The sequence below is a fragment of the Bradyrhizobium sp. 153 genome (assembly GCF_023073835.1).
Taxonomy (GTDB): Bacteria; Pseudomonadota; Alphaproteobacteria; order Rhizobiales; family Xanthobacteraceae; genus Bradyrhizobium.
Window position 1 is genome coordinate 1 of the sequence record NZ_JADPKH010000027.1, and the last position, 15880, is coordinate 15880.

Annotated in this window: 15 protein-coding genes; 4 read left to right on the forward strand and 11 right to left on the reverse strand. The window is 62.4% G+C overall.

Features of this window, described 5'->3' with window-relative positions:
• Positions 1-96: 96 nt before the first annotated feature.
• Positions 97-525 (reverse strand): cupin domain-containing protein, encoded by a 429-nt coding sequence (locus IVA91_RS06230; protein WP_247419873.1) that lies wholly within the window; start codon positions 523-525, stop codon positions 97-99.
• A 200-nt stretch (positions 526-725) separates the two neighbouring features.
• On the opposite strand from IVA91_RS06230, the gene IVA91_RS06235 reads away from it, so the two are divergent.
• Positions 726-974, forward strand: a complete 249-nt coding sequence (locus IVA91_RS06235) for a hypothetical protein (RefSeq protein WP_247277308.1) — start codon at positions 726-728, stop codon at positions 972-974.
• Positions 975-1029: 55 nt separating this feature from the next.
• Here IVA91_RS06235 and IVA91_RS06240 read toward each other — a convergent pair whose 3' ends face one another.
• Positions 1030-1905: an MBL fold metallo-hydrolase gene (locus IVA91_RS06240; RefSeq protein ID WP_247419876.1), complete on the reverse strand. Its 876-nt coding sequence runs from the start codon at positions 1903-1905 to the stop codon at positions 1030-1032.
• Positions 1906-2046: 141 nt separating this feature from the next.
• On the opposite strand from IVA91_RS06240, the gene IVA91_RS06245 reads away from it, so the two are divergent.
• Positions 2047-3030, forward strand: a complete 984-nt coding sequence (locus tag IVA91_RS06245) for a glycerophosphodiester phosphodiesterase family protein (protein ID WP_247419879.1) — start codon at positions 2047-2049, stop codon at positions 3028-3030.
• Here the strand turns inward: IVA91_RS06245 and IVA91_RS06250 are convergent.
• The gene (locus IVA91_RS06250) at positions 3027-4649 is read right to left on the reverse strand and encodes an ABC-F family ATP-binding cassette domain-containing protein (RefSeq protein WP_247419882.1); all 1623 of its coding nucleotides are present in this window, start codon (positions 4647-4649) and stop codon (positions 3027-3029) included. The genes IVA91_RS06245 and IVA91_RS06250 overlap by 4 nt on opposite strands.
• A 343-nt stretch (positions 4650-4992) precedes the next feature.
• Here IVA91_RS06250 and IVA91_RS06255 point away from each other — a divergent pair, with 343 nt between their 5' ends.
• A complete protein-coding gene (locus IVA91_RS06255) occupies positions 4993-5523 on the forward strand; it encodes a DUF992 domain-containing protein (RefSeq protein ID WP_247281538.1) in 531 nt (176 codons plus the stop codon).
• 180 nt (positions 5524-5703) lie between these two features.
• Here IVA91_RS06255 and IVA91_RS06260 read toward each other — a convergent pair whose 3' ends face one another.
• Positions 5704-6645: an alpha/beta hydrolase gene (locus tag IVA91_RS06260; protein WP_247458471.1), complete on the reverse strand. Its 942-nt coding sequence runs from the start codon at positions 6643-6645 to the stop codon at positions 5704-5706.
• Positions 6646-6883: 238 nt separating this feature from the next.
• On the opposite strand from IVA91_RS06260, the gene IVA91_RS06265 reads away from it, so the two are divergent.
• Positions 6884-7480, forward strand: coding sequence for a phasin family protein (locus IVA91_RS06265; RefSeq protein ID WP_247419888.1), 597 nt, complete (start codon positions 6884-6886; stop codon positions 7478-7480).
• Between the two features lie 378 nt (positions 7481-7858).
• Here the strand turns inward: IVA91_RS06265 and IVA91_RS06270 are convergent, their stop codons facing one another.
• The 7 genes from IVA91_RS06270 to IVA91_RS06300 all read right to left on the reverse strand — a co-directional run bounded on the left by IVA91_RS06270 (position 7859) and on the right by IVA91_RS06300 (position 15875).
• Entirely contained in the window at positions 7859-8230 is a 372-nt protein-coding gene (locus tag IVA91_RS06270) for a hypothetical protein (protein ID WP_247419890.1), read from the reverse strand.
• Positions 8231-8258: 28 nt separating this feature from the next.
• Complete coding sequence (locus tag IVA91_RS06275; protein ID WP_247419892.1) at positions 8259-11378, reverse strand: efflux RND transporter permease subunit; 3120 nt, start codon at positions 11376-11378, stop codon at positions 8259-8261.
• Between the two features lie 7 nt (positions 11379-11385).
• Positions 11386-13092 (reverse strand): efflux RND transporter periplasmic adaptor subunit, encoded by a 1707-nt coding sequence (locus tag IVA91_RS06280; RefSeq protein WP_247419893.1) that lies wholly within the window; start codon positions 13090-13092, stop codon positions 11386-11388.
• Positions 13093-13143: 51 nt separating this feature from the next.
• Positions 13144-13527 (reverse strand): hypothetical protein, encoded by a 384-nt coding sequence (locus tag IVA91_RS06285; RefSeq protein ID WP_247419895.1) that lies wholly within the window; start codon positions 13525-13527, stop codon positions 13144-13146.
• A 234-nt stretch (positions 13528-13761) separates the two neighbouring features.
• Positions 13762-14466, reverse strand: a complete 705-nt coding sequence (locus IVA91_RS06290) for a GrlR family regulatory protein (RefSeq protein WP_247419897.1) — start codon at positions 14464-14466, stop codon at positions 13762-13764.
• 255 nt (positions 14467-14721) lie between these two features.
• Entirely contained in the window at positions 14722-14871 is a 150-nt protein-coding gene (locus tag IVA91_RS06295) for a hypothetical protein (protein WP_247419899.1), read from the reverse strand.
• A 182-nt stretch (positions 14872-15053) separates the two neighbouring features.
• Complete coding sequence (locus IVA91_RS06300; protein WP_247419901.1) at positions 15054-15875, reverse strand: tetratricopeptide repeat protein; 822 nt, start codon at positions 15873-15875, stop codon at positions 15054-15056.
• Between the last annotated feature and the right edge of the window lie 5 nt (positions 15876-15880).

The window sequence follows — 15880 nt, forward strand, 5'->3', positions numbered from 1 at the left end:
CTAACCTGTTTCACGGAACGGTCCTTCCTTTGTGGCGTTCGAACAACGACCACGTTCTAGCACTTTGATGCTGTTGGAGCGGGCCGTTCCACCACATCAGGTTTCGTCCCAATCCTGGCCGGCGGCGTCGACGACGCGGCCGTCGGCTTCGAAGAACTTGTTCGGCACCTGGAAGATCGCCAGGATCAGGGAGCCCTCGGGGCACCAGGCGGCGTGCCGGCTGCCCGCCTCGCGCCAGATGAATTCGCCGGCTTTGCAGACGATCCCCTTGGCCGGCCCCTCCTTGTCGACGAGCGCGCCTTCGATGACGTAGCTCTGCTCGATGCCGACATGCTCATGATCGGGCAGCACCGATCCCGGGGCAAAGCGCATCAAGGCGGTCATCAGGCCGCTGCCGCGGTCGAACAGCAGCGGCTTGGCTTCGCAGCCTGGAAAGCGTGTCTTTTGCCAGTCCATGTCTTGGGGACGAACCAGATGAGAATGCCGATCCGCGGCTGCCTGGTCTTCGGGGCTCACGGCGTCCATCACGATGCTCCCTCTCTCTCGACCGCTCGAAGCTAGCAGGATCGCCCCGCCCGGTCAGCGAGCAGTGCAACAAGTGGAGGCCTTTGCCGGTCGCGCCCGAAAAATCGACAGGCCGACCGGACGACGCCCGCTCATCCCGCTTGATTGCGCCATGATTCCCGGCTCCAATCCTCCCGCCATTCTGGCTTAGGGAGACATCCATGATGAAGCGGATTTTGCTCGCGGCGGTCGTTGCCACCTTTGCAGCGGGTTCGGCCTTCGCCGAGGACACCTGCGAGAGCAAGGCGGTCGGCAAGGACGGCAAGCCGCTGGCCGGCGCCGCCAAGACCTCGTTCCTGAAAAAGTGCAAGGCCGACGCCTGCGCACCCAAGGCCGTCGGCTCCGACGGCAAGCCGCTCGCCGGCGCCGCCAAGAACAGTTTTATGAAGAAGTGCGAGGTCGGTGCGTAACGCGCGCTGCCTCTACTCCCTCGCCCCGCCTGCGGGGAGAGGTGGAGTCAGAGCTTCACCCCCGGTTGAAGCGATAATCAAACGCGCCGTCCAGCGGCTTGATCCATCCCGCCGTCGGCGCCGGAAAATGCACCGGCAGAATTAGCGTGTCGGTGTCCGCAACCGAAGCGAAGAATTTTCGCCGCGACACTGCCGACTGCTTCGGATCCCAATCCGGCTTCGCCGACCATTCCGGCTCACGGCACTGGATCTGGTGATGCATGAGGTCGCCCGCGACCACCGCGCGCTGGCCCTTGGAGACAATGTTCACGCAGCAATGGCAGGGCGAATGCCCAGGCGTCGGCGTCAGCGTCACGGTGTCATCGAGCGCGTAGTCATCATCCACCAGCAGCGCCTGCCCGGCCTCGACGACCGGCAGGCAATTGTCGCGAAACACGGTGCCGGGCGGGTTGCTGCCCTTGGCATGCTCGGCCTCCCAGGCCGCATACTCGCCCTTGTGAAAGACGTATTTCGCGTTTGGAAACGTCGGCACCCAGCGCCCGTCGCGCAAGGTCGTATTCCAGCCGGTGTGGTCGATGTGCAGATGCGTGCAGAAGACGTAGTCGATCTGCTCGAAGCCGATGCCGAGCGCGAACAGCTCGTTGCGCCAGCGCTCCTTGCCCGGAAAATCGAACGGCGGCGGATGGCCCTTGTCCTCGCCGGTGCAGGTGTCGACCAGAATGGTGTAGCGCGGCGTGCGCACCACGAACGTCTGGTAGGTGATCACCATCATGCCGCGCGCGGCGTCGAACACTTCGGACTCCATGGTCGGCAGATGGCGCTTGAACACGCCCTCGTCATAAGCCGGGAAAAAGTCCTGCGGCCGCCGCCACGGCCCTTCCCGCTCGATCACCGCATCGATGGTGATGTCGCCGATCCGGAGTTGCTTCATGGTTGTTTCGGTCCCCTTTTGAGAAAGCGTAACGGACGGACTCGATGCGTTCAACCCGGCTGCGCATAGGTCTCCCATGCCTGGATCGCCGCAAATCAACCCTAAACCCCGCAGATTATGATCACGGAATAGGAATACCTCGTGGGCAGGAAATTGAAATTCGCGACGGCAGCCATGATTGCCATCGCTGCTAGCCTCTACATCAACAACACCAGTCTTCTGGCGCCCCATCGCGACGGCAAGCCGGTATTGCTTGCCCATCGAGGCATGGCGCAACGCTTCGACGAGCGCGACCTGAAGAGCGACACCTGCACCGCCGCGCGAATGTTGCCGACGACGCACGACTATCTGGAAAACACGCTGCGCTCGATGCGCGCGAGCTTCGACGCCGGTGCCGACGTCCTCGAACTCGACGTGCACCCGACCACCGACGGCGAATTCGCCGTATTCCATGATTGGACGCTCGACTGCCGCACCGACGGCCACGGCGTCACGCGCGAGCAGAGCATGGCGAGTCTGAAAACGCTCGATGTCGGCTACGGCTACACCGCCGACGGCGGCAAGACATTCCCGTTTCGCAGCAAAGGCGTCGGAATGATGCCAACGCTCTCCGATGTGTTTGCCGCCTTCCCCGACCGGCAGTTCCTCGTCAACGTGAAGAGCCGCGACGCAAGTGAAGGCGAGAAACTTGCCACCGTACTGAACGCGCTGCCGGCCGAGCGCCGCCGGACGATCATGGTCTATGGCGGCGACGAGCCGATCGACGCGATCCGGCGCCTCAGCCCGGACGTCCGCACGATTTCACGCGCCGCCATCCGAACCTGTCTGATCCGCTATATCGGCTATGGCTGGACCGGCCTGGTGCCTGCGGCTTGCCGCAACGCCATGGTGCTGGTGCCGATCAACGCTGCACCTTGGCTATGGGGCTGGCCCGATCGCTTCCTTGCACGGATGAACGACGTCAACAGCGCGGTGTTCGTGCTCGGTCCCTACAGCGGCGGCGAGTTCTCCACCGGCATCGATACGCCGGAAACATTCGCGCGTCTGCCGCAAGGCTATTCCGGCGGCATCTGGACCAACGAGATCGAGACAATCGCCAAGATCGCGGGCAAGAGCAAAGATTAGCTCCGCAATCCCGGCGCCTCCTGCCCGGTGCGTGCGACGTATTCCGTGTAGCCACCGCCATATTGGTGGATGCCCTCCGGCGTCAGCTCCAGCACGCGGTTGGATAGCGTCGCCAAAAAATGCCGGTCGTGCGAGACGAACAGCATGGTGCCCTCGAAATCCGACAGGGCCGTGATCAGCATCTCCTTGGTCGCGAGGTCGAGATGGTTGGTCGGCTCGTCCAGCACCAAAAAGTTCGGCGGATCGAACAGCATCTTGGCCATCACCAGGCGCGCCTTCTCGCCGCCTGACAACACCCGGCAGCGCTTCTCGACGTCATCGCCGGAGAAGCCGAAGCAGCCGGCGAGCGCGCGCAAGGAGCCCTGCCCCGCGGTTGGAAACGCGTCCTCCAGCGACTGGAACACGGTGCGCTCCCCGTCGAGCAAATCCATCGCATGCTGGGCGAAATAGCCCATCTTGACGCTGCCCCCGAGCGCCACCGTGCCTTCGTCCGGCTCGCTCGCGCCGGCAACTAGCTTGAGCAGCGTCGACTTGCCGGCGCCGTTGACGCCCATCACGCACCAGCGCTCGCGGCGGCGGATCATGAAGTCGAGACCATCATAGATGCGCTTGTTGCCATAGCCCTTGTGCACGTTCTTGAGCGCCACGACATCCTCGCCCGAGCGCGGCGCCGGCGGGAAGTCGAACGCAACGCTCTGGCGGCGGCGCGGCGGCTCGACGCGTTCGATCTTGTCGAGCTTCTTGACCCGGCTCTGCACCTGGGCGGCATGCGAGGCACGCGCCTTGAAGCGCTCGATGAACTTGATCTCCTTGGCGAGCATGGCCTGCTGGCGCTCGAACTGCGCCTGCTGCTGCTTCTCGTTCTGCGCCCGCTGTTGCTCGTAGAATTCGTAATCGCCGGCGTAGGTGGTGAGCGAGCCGGAATCGATCTCGATCACCTTGGAGATCACGCGGTTGATGAACTCGCGGTCATGCGAGGTCATCAGCAGCGTGCCTTCGTAATCGTGCAGGAATTTTTCCAGCCAGATCAGGCTTTCCAGATCGAGATGGTTGCTCGGCTCGTCGAGCAGCATCACGTCGGGACGCATCAAAAGGATGCGCGCCAGCGCCACGCGCATCTTCCAACCACCGGAGAGCTTGCCGACGTCACCATCCATCATCTCCTGGCTGAAGCCGAGGCCGGAGAGCGCCTCGCGGGCGCGGCCGTCGAGCGCATAGCCGTCGAGCTCCTCGAACCGGTGCTGCACCTCGCCATAGCGGGCGATGATCTCGTCCATCGCGTCGGCCTTGTCAGGATCGGCCATCGCGGCCTCGAGCTCGCGCAGCTCGGCCGCGACCTCGCTGACGGGACCTGCGCCATTCATGACTTCGGCCACGGCACTGCGGCCGCTCATCTCGCCGACATCCTGGCTGAAATAGCCGATGCTGATGCCGCGATCGGTCGAGACCTGGCCCTCGTCGGGCAGTTCCTCTCCGGCAATCATGCGGAACAAGGTGGTCTTGCCGGCGCCGTTCGGACCAACGAGGCCGATCTTCTCGCCTTTGTTGAGAGCGGCGGAGGCTTCGATGAAGAGGATCTGGTGGCCGGCTTGCTTGCTGACGTTGTCGAGGCGGATCATGCTTGTCTTTGGGGGAATTTTTGCGTTGCAGCGTCATAGGCCATGCCGGCCATCAGGGGAAGCCCGGCGGGTCCTGGCGCGTCGGCTAGGGCGCCTCCATCTCATTCGCCGCCGCTACAAATCGCTTGGCAATTCTGTCCACCTTGAAGACACCTCGGCACCTGAAATAATCGTCCTCGCAGCTGGTCGCATGAGCGTCAGAGCCCGGCCACACGTCGCGTCCGGCGCTGCTTCGACAGATCAGAGATTTGTTCTGTACTCTTATTCGCTTCCCCAACAACAGGAACATCGCTGGGTGAGCGCGTATTGAAGGACCATCAGAATAGGCTCGACGGAGGCCCTCATGATTGGGACAAAGCTGAACGAAACAAGGCTGACCAATTTGGCGACAGCGTGCGCGGCCCTGGCCCTCGTGCTCGCCACGGTTCCGGCAGCGGCGCAGGAGGCCGGACGACCGAGAGTCGGCACACTCACGTGCAACATATCGCCCGGGGTCGGCATGATTGTTGCTGGACAACGGCAGTTGAGCTGCATCTATGCATCGGCGAGAGGCAGGGCGCGCGAGGCTTATGAAGGCACCGTCAGCACGCTTGGTCTCGATATAGGGGCCACGTCCGGCGGTCAGCTCGTTTGGGCCGTTTATGCCCCGACCGCGGTTCGCCACGCCGCGTTGGCTGGAACCTATGCAGGCGCGACCGCCGGCGGCACTGTTGGCGCCGGAGTTGGTGCCAACCTTCTTGTGGGCGGGTCGGATCGCACGATCGCCTTGCAACCGGTATCCGTTCAGGCGCAAACGGGTGTGAACATCGCGGCAGGCATATCGAGAATGGAATTGCGGCCGGCTGCTGCGCCAGTGCGTCGCAGGGCGCAGTGACGGCCGTCGCCGGCCAATTAAAGTAGAAATGGCGCTTGTTAGTGAGGCCGGGTCCGCCGTGGCCATCGGTGCTCTCAGCACGTCACTGCTGGCTCATCGCAAAGATGCCCAAAGGTTCGCTTTGCGCAAGCCGAGTGCTCTTCTTCCGGCGAGGTCCAAGCGATAGACAAGCCACCGGCCTCAGGAATTTGCTATTGAATTAACGGCTTGTACAATGGCGGCGGGATCTGCGTACGTGACCATATGCCCGACATTCGGAACGAGATGAAGATTGGACCGGGGCAGTGCCTGATGTAAATCTCGCGCTTGGTTGTGTTCGACCACCTGGTCCTCTGTTCCGTGGAATATTTGCACTTGATGGGCCATGGTCGAATAATAGGATTGGAATTGTGCCGCAGTTGGAATGAGGAGTGCACTTTCCTCCGCAGCCGCCCTCAACTGTGTGGGTCTGAGAACGAGAGACGCTGGAAATTCATTCTTGAACGTCTGCGGGACAGAACGGGGCGCGAAGATCTTACGGAGAGCTCCCGGCAAGACGGCCCACGAAATGATCGGCGCGACAGTGTAACTGACCAAGTCGCCTAGCACCGGTATGGCTGGACCGGCCATCAGCCACACGTCCAATCGGACGGTCGGGAAGTAATACCCGGACGCAAGCACAAGACCCCGGATCGGATAATCCTTCCGCACGCCGAGAGCGATAGCGACAAAGGCGCCCCAAGAATGGCCCAGCACCACAGGATCGCGGATCCCGAGTTGATTGAGCGCCTTCACCAATAGAGCTGCTTGAGCTGCTGCGGTCCATATTCGGCGCCGCGGCCGCTGACTATAGCCAAAGCCCGGGCGGTCGAAGCACACCACGCGATTGCTACGAGCAAGAAGATCGACCAGGCCACTGATCGTGAAGTCCTGGATCATGGATCCGTTGCCATGGAGCAGCACAACACAAGGAGCCGCGGGATCGCCCCGATCGATATAGTGGAGTACCACGCCGTCGCACTCGAGGAACTTGCCGATTGGTGGATTCCTCCACGCGGCCAGTTTGGAGAAGCCGACGTTGCCGATGATGAGAAGTGCTAATAACAAGGCGGCGATGAGCAATACGGTTTCGGCGGCGGTCATGATCGAGCCTTGATGATCGAGGGGTCAGAACACGAGACCCGCGGTGCCGAGCAGATCAGCCAATCCATCGAATAATTGGAAGTTGAAGCGCTCGTTCCTGCGCGCAATGGCGGAGGATTGATTAAAAAATCGCTCGCCCCGGAACGGTCCAGAAATGCCCACGTTTGCTCGCGTAGGATCGCACCTGTGACGGAGAGCATAGGATCCGACCTCACCAACAACAACGATGGAGCAACAAATGGCCAATCCACGCCAGGAGGAAAAGTCTACCCAAAGCCCCGAGGACACAATCCGCCGCGCCGCCGAGAGGACCGCGGAGCAGACCAGACGGATCGGCTTAGCTACCGCTGAAGCCGGCGAGGAGGTGGCCCAAGCCAGCGGCCATCTGCTGCGACAAAATGCCGAGATGCTGCAAAACACTTGGCGCTTCGGCGTCGACATGGCCACCGCGATGATGGGCCGCTCGACTGATCAGCTTGGTCGCACGTTCGGTTTGACGGGCAATGAAGCGCAGCGGGCAACGGAACGCTCGGTCCGCAACGCCGAAGCAATCATGTACTCTACGACCGCAGTGGCCAAAGGAATGAATGGCATGTCACGCGAGTACTTTGATTTCGTTCGACAGCAGATCGAGAGGACCATGGACCGCATGAATGAACTCTGGCGCTGCCGAACTCCTCACGATTTGGCGGCCTTGCAGACTGATCTGATGCGCGACACGGTCAGTAGCGCCTTGGATACCAGCCGCCGGATGGCGGACATGTCTCTGAAGGTCGCTGACGACGCCGGAAACCATATAACCCAGAGTATCGAACGCATGCGGCAGGCTGCCTAGCACGCCGGCATAATCATGGGGTACGTGCGCGGCTGAACCTCAGCCGCTCATGTGCCTTGCTGGAGCTGCGGCCTCGCCGCTCCAGATTCCTCAGCGCACTGCATCAGCGCGGAGTAGACGACCACGTCAGCGGCTAAATCGCCGCTAGTCGCCTTTGAACCCGCTGCTCGGTCGAAGTGCCCTCCGAACGGCCAGACGAACCACGCCGCTGCGACAAGAGGGAGCCTAGCACTTTGCCGCGGACTTGTGAGCCGTAGTCTAGGAGGATGTCCGACTTGGGGTCACGCGCCGCTGTCCAGGCACCGCAGCCCGCATCCCGACCTCGGCGGCCTGCATCATTGGCGCCAAGTGCCGCGCCTTTTTATAATTGTGCGCTGACTATTCCGCGGTGTACCTGGCCGTCAGGGAATGACCATGCAAGCTCGCGGAAAACACCACGATGGCCTTTGGTGACAGCTCGGCCTGCAGCTTTCCCGTCATCATGTTGGGATTGGCCGGCGCAAGCGGAACGGTGACGGTCTTGCCGCCGTCTTGAATCGTTGCGCGCCCCCGCATGTCCTTGGTCGACAGCGGAGAACCATCGTCGTCGCCCACATAAAAGACGATTTCCGTGCCCTTGCGGACAAACTCGATCGGATGTCCCTGCGATTTGACGACGGGACCGCCGTTGCTGCCCTTCGTCTGTGCCATGGCAAGGTCCGGCATTGTGGCGATCACAGCCATCACGGCCGGGAAGATGTATTTTCTCATTGGTGGCTCCTCAGTTGTTTGTGCGAAGTCAGTAAGCTTCCGCGGGGGTAAACCTTGCAGCATGCCCGGCCATCAGCCGCTCCAATGGCTGCTCGCCAAACGTCAGAAACAGAATTGGGGTCACGACCGTATCGAGGATTGTGGCGCTGAGCAGGCCGCCGAAGATCGTCACAGCCACGGGGTGCAGGATCTCCCGGCCCGGCTCGTCCGCGCCGATCAAGAGCGGCGTAAGCGCCAATCCTGCACAAAGCGCCGTCATCAGAACGGGGCTGAGACGCTCCATACTACCGCGAACGACCAGCCCGATTCCGAAACGCTCGCCCTCGTGAATGGCGAGATTGATGTAGTGGGAGATCTTCAGGATCCCGTTGCGCGCCGAGATGCCGGCAAGCGTGATGAAGCCGATCATCGACGCCACCGACAGCGGCTGGCCGGAGATCTTCAGCGCGACGACGCTGCCGATCAGGGCGAGCGGTATGCCGCCCATGATAATCAGCGATAGCGCGGTTGATCGGTAACGGCCGTAGAGGATGATGAAGATCAGCGTCAGGGACGCCAGCGACAGAATGCCGATGCGCCACGACGCCTCCTGCTGGGCCTGAAAGGCGCCCTCAAGGTTGGTCGTGTAGCCTTGCGGAAACTCAAGTTCCCGAATCGCCTTCTGAATGTCGGCAGCGATATCGGCGATGTCGCGGCGTCCGTCCCCATTGCCATAGACAACGATCCTGCGCTGGGTCCCCTCGCGCTGAATCTGGTTCGGCCCGTCTGTCTCGACGACTTCAGCCAAAGCGCTGAGCGGAACGAATTCCAAGCCGGTCGGAATAAGCAGGTTTTGCAGGCCTGTTGTCGACCGGTCTTGCTCAGAAAGGCGCATGATGACGTCGAAGCGGCGATTGCCGTCGACGATCTGAGAGACCTTCCGGCCGTTGGACAGCGCGTCGAGTGCCTGGGTGATCGCGGCCGGCGTCAGGCCATGAAGTGCGGCGCGGGCATGGTCGACCTGAACCCGCACCTGCGGAATAAGCACCTGCTTTTCGACCTGGAGATCGACCAGACCGGGAATCGTCGATAGACGTTGGCGCACCGTTTCGGACAGGCGGCGCAACATCTCGATGTCCTGCCCAAAGATCTTGAGCACGATCTGGGCACGAATACCCGACTGGAGATGATCCAGGCGATGGCTGATCGGCTGTCCGATGGCAACTGACGCCGGCAGTGCGGATAGAACTTCCCTGATGCTCGTATAGATGTCCGCCTTTTGGCGCTTGGACGGAACGAGATCGACATCGATCTCGCTGAAGTGCACGCCTTCGGCGTGCTCATCGAGCTCGGCGCGGCCGGTGCGGCGTCCGACCGATTTCACCTCGGGCACCTTTGCGAGCAACTGTTCCGCTAGTAGTCCAAGACGGTTCGATTCCGCAAGCGAAATGCCTGGATTGTACTGCAGCGACAGCACCAGCGTCCCTTCGTTGAAGGGTGGAAGAAAACTGCGGGGCATCTGGCTCGCGGCGTAGCCTGCCACCATGATCGCCGCCGCGACGGAGCTCAGCACGAGACCCCGCCGCTCGAAAGCCCAACCCAGCACCCGCCGATTGGCCTGCTTCAGCTTGGTGACGATTAGGCTCTCGCGGTCACCCGAACGCGCTCGTTTCGAAAGCAGATAGTAGGACAGAACAGGCGTCACCGTGATCGACGTCAGCAGCGAAGCAAGGATCGAGACGACATAGGCCACGCCAAGCGGCGTGAACAGCCGCCCTTCGATGCCCGGAAGGGCGAATAGCGGCACAAAGACGAGAACGATGATCATCGTTGCATAGACGATGCTGGAACGAACCTCCTGGCTCGCCCCGGAGATCACGTCCAGAACAGGACGCGGCGTGCTCGACGCGGCGTTCTCCCGCAAGCGCCGCAAAATGTTTTCGACGTCCACCACGGCATCGTCGACCAGTTCGCCGATCGCGATGGCAAGGCCGCCAAGGGTCATCGTGTTGATCGTGAGGCCGAAGGCGCGGAACACCAGGACTGTCACAAGGATCGATATCGGAATGGCCGTCAGCGAAACCAACGCGGCCCGTCCGTTCATCAGGAACACGAACAGGACCACGGCGACGACGATGGCGGCTTCGGCCAGAACGTGCTCGACATTGCTTATCGATGTCTCGATGAACGTGGCCTGACGGAATTGCATGTTGGTCACGTTAATTCCCGAACGTATGGTGCGCTGCAGCTCCTTCAGCCCGGCTTCGATATTGCGCGTCAATGCCACGGTATCAGCAGCCGGCTGCTTCATGACGCTGATGATGACGGCGGGCTTGCCATTGTACCCGGCGTCGCCCCGCTTGGTGCGCGCCGCGAAATCGACGGCGGCGACCTGCTTCAGCAGGATCGGCTGCTGGTCGCGGCTCGCAACGACGGTGTTGCCGAGGTCCTCGAGACGCCTGGTGAGCCCGACATTGCGGATCAGATATTCGCGGCCATGCTGGTCAACGAAGCCGCCGCCGCTGTTGGTGCCGAACTTGGCGACCGCCTGCTCGATCTGGTCGTGGGTGATGCTGAGTGCCTGCATGGTGGCAACGTTCGGCGTCACGCGGTATTGCCGGACCTCGCCGCCGATGGGTATCACCTGCGCGACGCCGGGAATGGCGAGGAGTTGCGGCCTGACGACGAAGTCGGCGATCTCGCGCACTTCCATGGGCGAAGCTGTGCCATCGCTCGTCAGCGCGATCAGCATGATCTCGCCCATGATCGATGTCACCGGCCCCATCTGGGGATTGACCGAAGAGGGCAATTGTTCTCGGATCAGCGCCAGCCGCTCGGAGACGAATTGCCGGGCGCGGTAGACGTCGATGCCCCAATCGAATTCGACGTAAACGACCGACAGACCGACGCCCGAGACCGAGCGTACCCGGATCACGCCGGGCATGCCGTTCATTGACGTCTCGATCGGAAACGTCACCAGTTGTTCGACCTCCTGGGGCGCCAGTCCCTCCGCCTCGGTCAGGATGTTGACGGTCGGGCGGTTGATATCCGGCAAGACGTCGACGGAGACGCTCGGCAGGACGACCAGCCCGTAGCCAACCAGCACGGCGGCTACTGCCAGAACGAACAGGCGATTGCGCAAACTTGTTTGCACGATGAGCTTGAACATGAGCGGTCTACCGGATCTGGTTGATGAGGTCGGTGCCGCGAATGACAATGCGCTCGCCCTCCTTGACGCCGGCCGCCACTATCACGCGGGCCGCGTCGACCGGCAGCACGCGAACGGGTTTCGGCTCGAAGCGCTCGGGCCCGGCATGCAGCCAGACGATGTTCTCACCATTGCCGCTGCGAACGACCGCATTGCGCGGAAAGATCAGGCCGGCGACAGGGGCGCCGCTCTGGATCATCACGTTCAGCGGCTGGCCGATGTTGAGGCCCGTTGGCGGATCCGGCATCGCAAACTGAACCACGGTGGCATGCTGGCGCAGTGCCCGGCTCGTTCCGACGAAGGTCAGCGCAATCTGCTGCCCATTCGGGGCCATCGCCGTTGCAGCTTCAGGCTGCTTCAATCCTATGTCATCATAGGCCAATGCTTCGACCCAGAGGCTGCTTGGGTCCGCGATCTGGAACAGGACGTCCTGCGGTTGAATGACTTGGCCGGGCACGACCTTGGCGGACGTGATGACGCCGTCGGTCGATGCCCGCAGCTCCTCGAACCCGGTGCGGGAATTTCGGACGGTTTCGCGGCGCGCCCGCAGGCCCTCCAATTCACTTTCCAGGTCGTTGACCTGCCCATGCGGCACCGCGCCGCGTTCGGCCAGCGGCCGCAGACGCCGCAGCTTGTTTTCCGTGACTGCCATCAACTGTTCGATCTCGCCCACCTTTTCGAGGATCGTCGTGCGGTCTGCGACCGGCAGATGCGGCTCGATCTGGATGAGCAGATCGCCCTTGCGAACGGTTTGGCCAATGCGAGGTATGCCGCCATCGATCGGAACGACGCGGCCCCCGTAGACGCTCTGCACGATGCTGCTGCGGTTGGGGTCGGCCATGACGCGGCCGATCAGCGTAACCGCGGGATGAATTGTCTGCAGCTCGGCTGCAGCGGTCCGGACATCAAGCAACCGCTGCGTCGGCTTGGCCGCGAAGACGGTGCCGTCTTGCAGGCGCCGCGGGGCATCGCTCAGTGCGGGAGCATCCGGCGGATTTGGTTGCGTTGCGTTCGTCCGCCCCTCGCCGAACATGATGGCGGCGAGAACGGCGAACGCCGCTGCCATCACGGCGGAAATGGAGGCAGCCATGCTGCGGCCGCGTCGCCTCCAATAGGCGAAGAGAAGGCCGAGGCCCAAGGCGACTAGCGCGGAGGCAGCCATGGCGGTTCGGCTTGAGAAAAGCCAGCCATGCTCGTGCTTCTGTTCTGGGAGCCGGGCATCGCCGGCACGCGTCGGTATGAACGAGTCTACCAGCAGATCATTCCCCTTGCCGGCGCTGATTGAGAAGATGACTTCAACCGATCCAGCCGGCGTGCCGTTCGGGATCGCGGCGGTGTAGACTCCGTCCTCCTGGCTTGAAGCCTCGATCGGGGCGGAATCCCCGATCGTGACTTGCAGGGCAGCGTCCGAAACCGGGTCGTTCGAAACTGCATCATCAAGGAAGACCGAAAGCTTGCCGTCTTTTAGGATGCCGACGATCTCATAAAGCTCGGAGCGCGCGGCAACCCTTGGATAGGCTGAGGACACAAACGTCGGCTTGTCGGCATCGCTGTGATCGTGGCCTTCATGGGCAACGGTTCCGGACAGACCAAAGATCAGGCTCGCCAGCCAGATAAATCCGGCCAGCCCAAAGATTGCGAGCCGCCCTTTCGGGCAGCGCTGATTCATAAACATGGAAAATTCCCTCAGACATGCGAAAAGGCGGCGGCCGTAGGGCCGCCTGGGCTACGCGATGCTGAAGGTACTTGGTGGCCGGATGAGTGCCTCGGGGCTTACCCCGACGATGGCTCGCGCAAGCGGCAATTCGATAGCGCCGAGCACTTCGAAAGAGCCGAGCACGTGAATGAACTGCGGTGAGGCGATCGAGGTACCAAACATGTCCCAAGCCACGCTTGGAGCGCCATCGTCGTCGTGATCCGGTCCATCATGTACGTGGCCTTCGGCGGCGTCGCCAGCGTGGGAATGCACGTGCCCTGCCAACTGATCGTGAAAATGCAAGGAACCGCTGAGCGTGACGGCAGGCATCGGCATAGCGCCAACGGCCGCCTTCACCTGCGAGACCGAAATCAGGGACACCTGAAGCACAAAGGCCCATATCGCCACGAACATGGCCGTTCTGGCGAGTGGACGAAGATGTTGGACAAGACCGTGCTGCACGGCAAAGAACTAGGTCATCCCAGCGGCGATTTCAACGACGTTCGCAGCAGCATCGAACGGGAACTTGACTGAAGGTCGCCCACAATAGCGTGTCCGTTCTCAGCTGCGGGTCGACGGCTGTGTTGCCACGGGGACGGCTCAGGACTGCTTCAGGAAACGGGTATCCAACACCTATATGTCCGCGCCCTACGCTCGCCGCATCAGCTTGAGCGAGGCGGCAAGGCGCAGGCTGCGCTTGCCGGCGAGCGCGATGCCTTCGAGCTCGCCGCTGTCTTCCGTGCAGGTCCCGGAGAAGCCGATCCCCACCTCCAGGCCGCCAAACACGGGATTGTCGTCTTTCGCCGGCGTATGCTCCTGGTTCAGCATCTCGCCCTTCCAGCGGCCATGCGCCGAGGAGTAGGAGCCGAGATAGTAGAAGAACGCATCGCCTCCGAGGATACGCCCGTCCATCAGCAGCATCACGCCGGAGAGGCCAGCCTCGACGCCGTCGAGCGCGCGAAGGTGAATGGAGTACAGCCCGTTGATGATACCGCCGGGAGCGACGGTGCCGCGCGGCGGCAGCGCCTCATCATCGAGCGGCGCGAGGTTGGCCCAGAACACGCTGCCCGGCATCGGATCGGCCTTGCCCTCGAACAGGATCGTCGATCCCTCCGTCCTGCCGCGGACCTTGATCGTGGCGACATCAGCGCCCATCAGCGGCTTGTAGTTGGGATCGTCGTTGTGGCGCTCGGTGATGACATTGGCTTCGATTGCGCCATCCCTGACGTCATAGGTCCCAAGATGCGCAAAGGCGGAATTGCCGCCCAGCAGCTTGCCGTCATGCATGCACATGATGCTGCGGCCGAAGGCACCGTTGATGCCGTATTCAACCTTGTAGAGCCCGTTGAGCAACGTCTTGAACCTAAAATCCGGAAAAGATTTGCGGGCTAGCTAGCATCGTCGCCGCATCGAAGTCATCGGCTTTTCCGCGCAGGCCCGTCCGCGACCGACCGCCGTTATGATGCCATTATGCACCTGTTTTGCCCGACGGGTCAAACCAATTTCGCTTAATCCGTAATACGTGCGATTTCAATCCCTTGGCTACTGTGCATGGGGTTGTTTTCGCATGTTTTGTCTTGCCGGCTCCTGGACGGCATTCGCCGGCCATCAATGCCGCTTGAAGTACTGCACCTCGCGCTCGTGCTTCTCGGCCGCCGCGCGGCTCTTGAACGTGCCGAGATTACGCCGCTTGCCGGTCTTCGGGTTCACCTTGCGCGAACAGAGGCGATATTCACCGGATGCCAGTTTGCGGATCATGGTTGCATCTCCCAGTCTGCCCATGGCAACGACCGGCGCATGGTCAAGTTCCCGGGCGCCCGCCTGTCACCCATCAGAACGCCCGCAACGATCTCGCCGACAACTTGAAGCGAGCCGAGCCCTCTAATCACCTTGCTGTCCGCCGGAGCGCTCGAACCGCCTCTCGCGAAGGGAGAGGCGAATTAGAAGCACAGTGTGGTGACGAGCTTGCCCTGCTTGTCCTTGATCGCATAGGGACAGCGCAGCCGTTCCAGCGCCTTCTTGGCGTCATCGTCGCCGAGGGCTGCGGCGCGTTCGTAATAGGCCTTTGCGGCGTCCTTGTCCTTCGGCCCGCCGCGGCCTTCCTGGGCGAAGGCGCCCATTCGCTCCAGCGCGCCGGGATGGTTTTGCGCGGCTGCCTTCTCGAACAGTGCGCGCGCAGCGACGTCGTCCCTCTCCCCGCCATTGCCGCTCGCCAGCATCAGACCGAGCTGGTACTGCGCCTCCGCATTGGTTTCGGCGGCCTTGCCCAGCAGCGCGCGCGCCTGCGCGGGATCGGCGGGCGCGCCGCCACTTGCGCCGCCGAGCGCGGCGAGATTGCTGACGCCGCGGGGATTGCCGGCCTGCGCCGCCTTCTCGAACAGTTTTCGCGCTTGTGCTTCGTCCTTCGCGATCCCAGAGCCTGTCCCGTAGGCGACGCCGAGTTCGACCATCGCCGCGCTCGATCCCTTGTCGGCGGCCTTGCGCCAGGCAATGATCGCCTCGCTCGTCTGCCCGTTGGCCGCATAGGCGCGGCCGAGCGCGAACATGGCGCGGCGCGAGGAGGATGCGGCCTGCTTGCAGAACTTGATGGCCGTCCTGACGTCGGAGGAAGCGATCTCCGTCACGCCCTTCACGTCGGCCGGCTTGTCGGGATCACTGGGATCGGCCGCCACCCGGTCGCACAGCACGAGATCGGCCGACTGCGCCTGTGCCGCCAGCGGCACGGCGAGCGTCAGGAGAGTTGCGAGGAGATAAGCGCGCATGACCA

Coding starts and splice junctions, on each gene's coding strand:
- IVA91_RS06230 (WP_247419873.1), bottom strand. CDS start 525: ATGGACGCCGTGAGCCCCGAAGACCAGGCAGCCGCGGATCGGCATTCT.
- IVA91_RS06235 (WP_247277308.1), top strand. CDS start 726: ATGATGAAGCGGATTTTGCTCGCGGCGGTCGTTGCCACCTTTGCAGCG.
- IVA91_RS06240 (WP_247419876.1), bottom strand. CDS start 1,905: ATGAAGCAACTCCGGATCGGCGACATCACCATCGATGCGGTGATCGAG.
- IVA91_RS06250 (WP_247419882.1), bottom strand. CDS start 4,649: ATGATCCGCCTCGACAACGTCAGCAAGCAAGCCGGCCACCAGATCCTC.
- IVA91_RS06255 (WP_247281538.1), top strand. CDS start 4,993: ATGATTGGGACAAAGCTGAACGAAACAAGGCTGACCAATTTGGCGACA.
- IVA91_RS06260 (WP_247458471.1), bottom strand. CDS start 6,645: ATGACCGCCGCCGAAACCGTATTGCTCATCGCCGCCTTGTTATTAGCA.
- IVA91_RS06265 (WP_247419888.1), top strand. CDS start 6,884: ATGGCCAATCCACGCCAGGAGGAAAAGTCTACCCAAAGCCCCGAGGAC.
- IVA91_RS06270 (WP_247419890.1), bottom strand. CDS start 8,230: ATGAGAAAATACATCTTCCCGGCCGTGATGGCTGTGATCGCCACAATG.
- IVA91_RS06275 (WP_247419892.1), bottom strand. CDS start 11,378: ATGTTCAAGCTCATCGTGCAAACAAGTTTGCGCAATCGCCTGTTCGTT.
- IVA91_RS06280 (WP_247419893.1), bottom strand. CDS start 13,092: ATGTTTATGAATCAGCGCTGCCCGAAAGGGCGGCTCGCAATCTTTGGG.
- IVA91_RS06285 (WP_247419895.1), bottom strand. CDS start 13,527: ATGTTCGTGGCGATATGGGCCTTTGTGCTTCAGGTGTCCCTGATTTCG.
- IVA91_RS06295 (WP_247419899.1), bottom strand. CDS start 14,871: ATGATCCGCAAACTGGCATCCGGTGAATATCGCCTCTGTTCGCGCAAG.
- IVA91_RS06300 (WP_247419901.1), bottom strand. CDS start 15,875: ATGCGCGCTTATCTCCTCGCAACTCTCCTGACGCTCGCCGTGCCGCTG.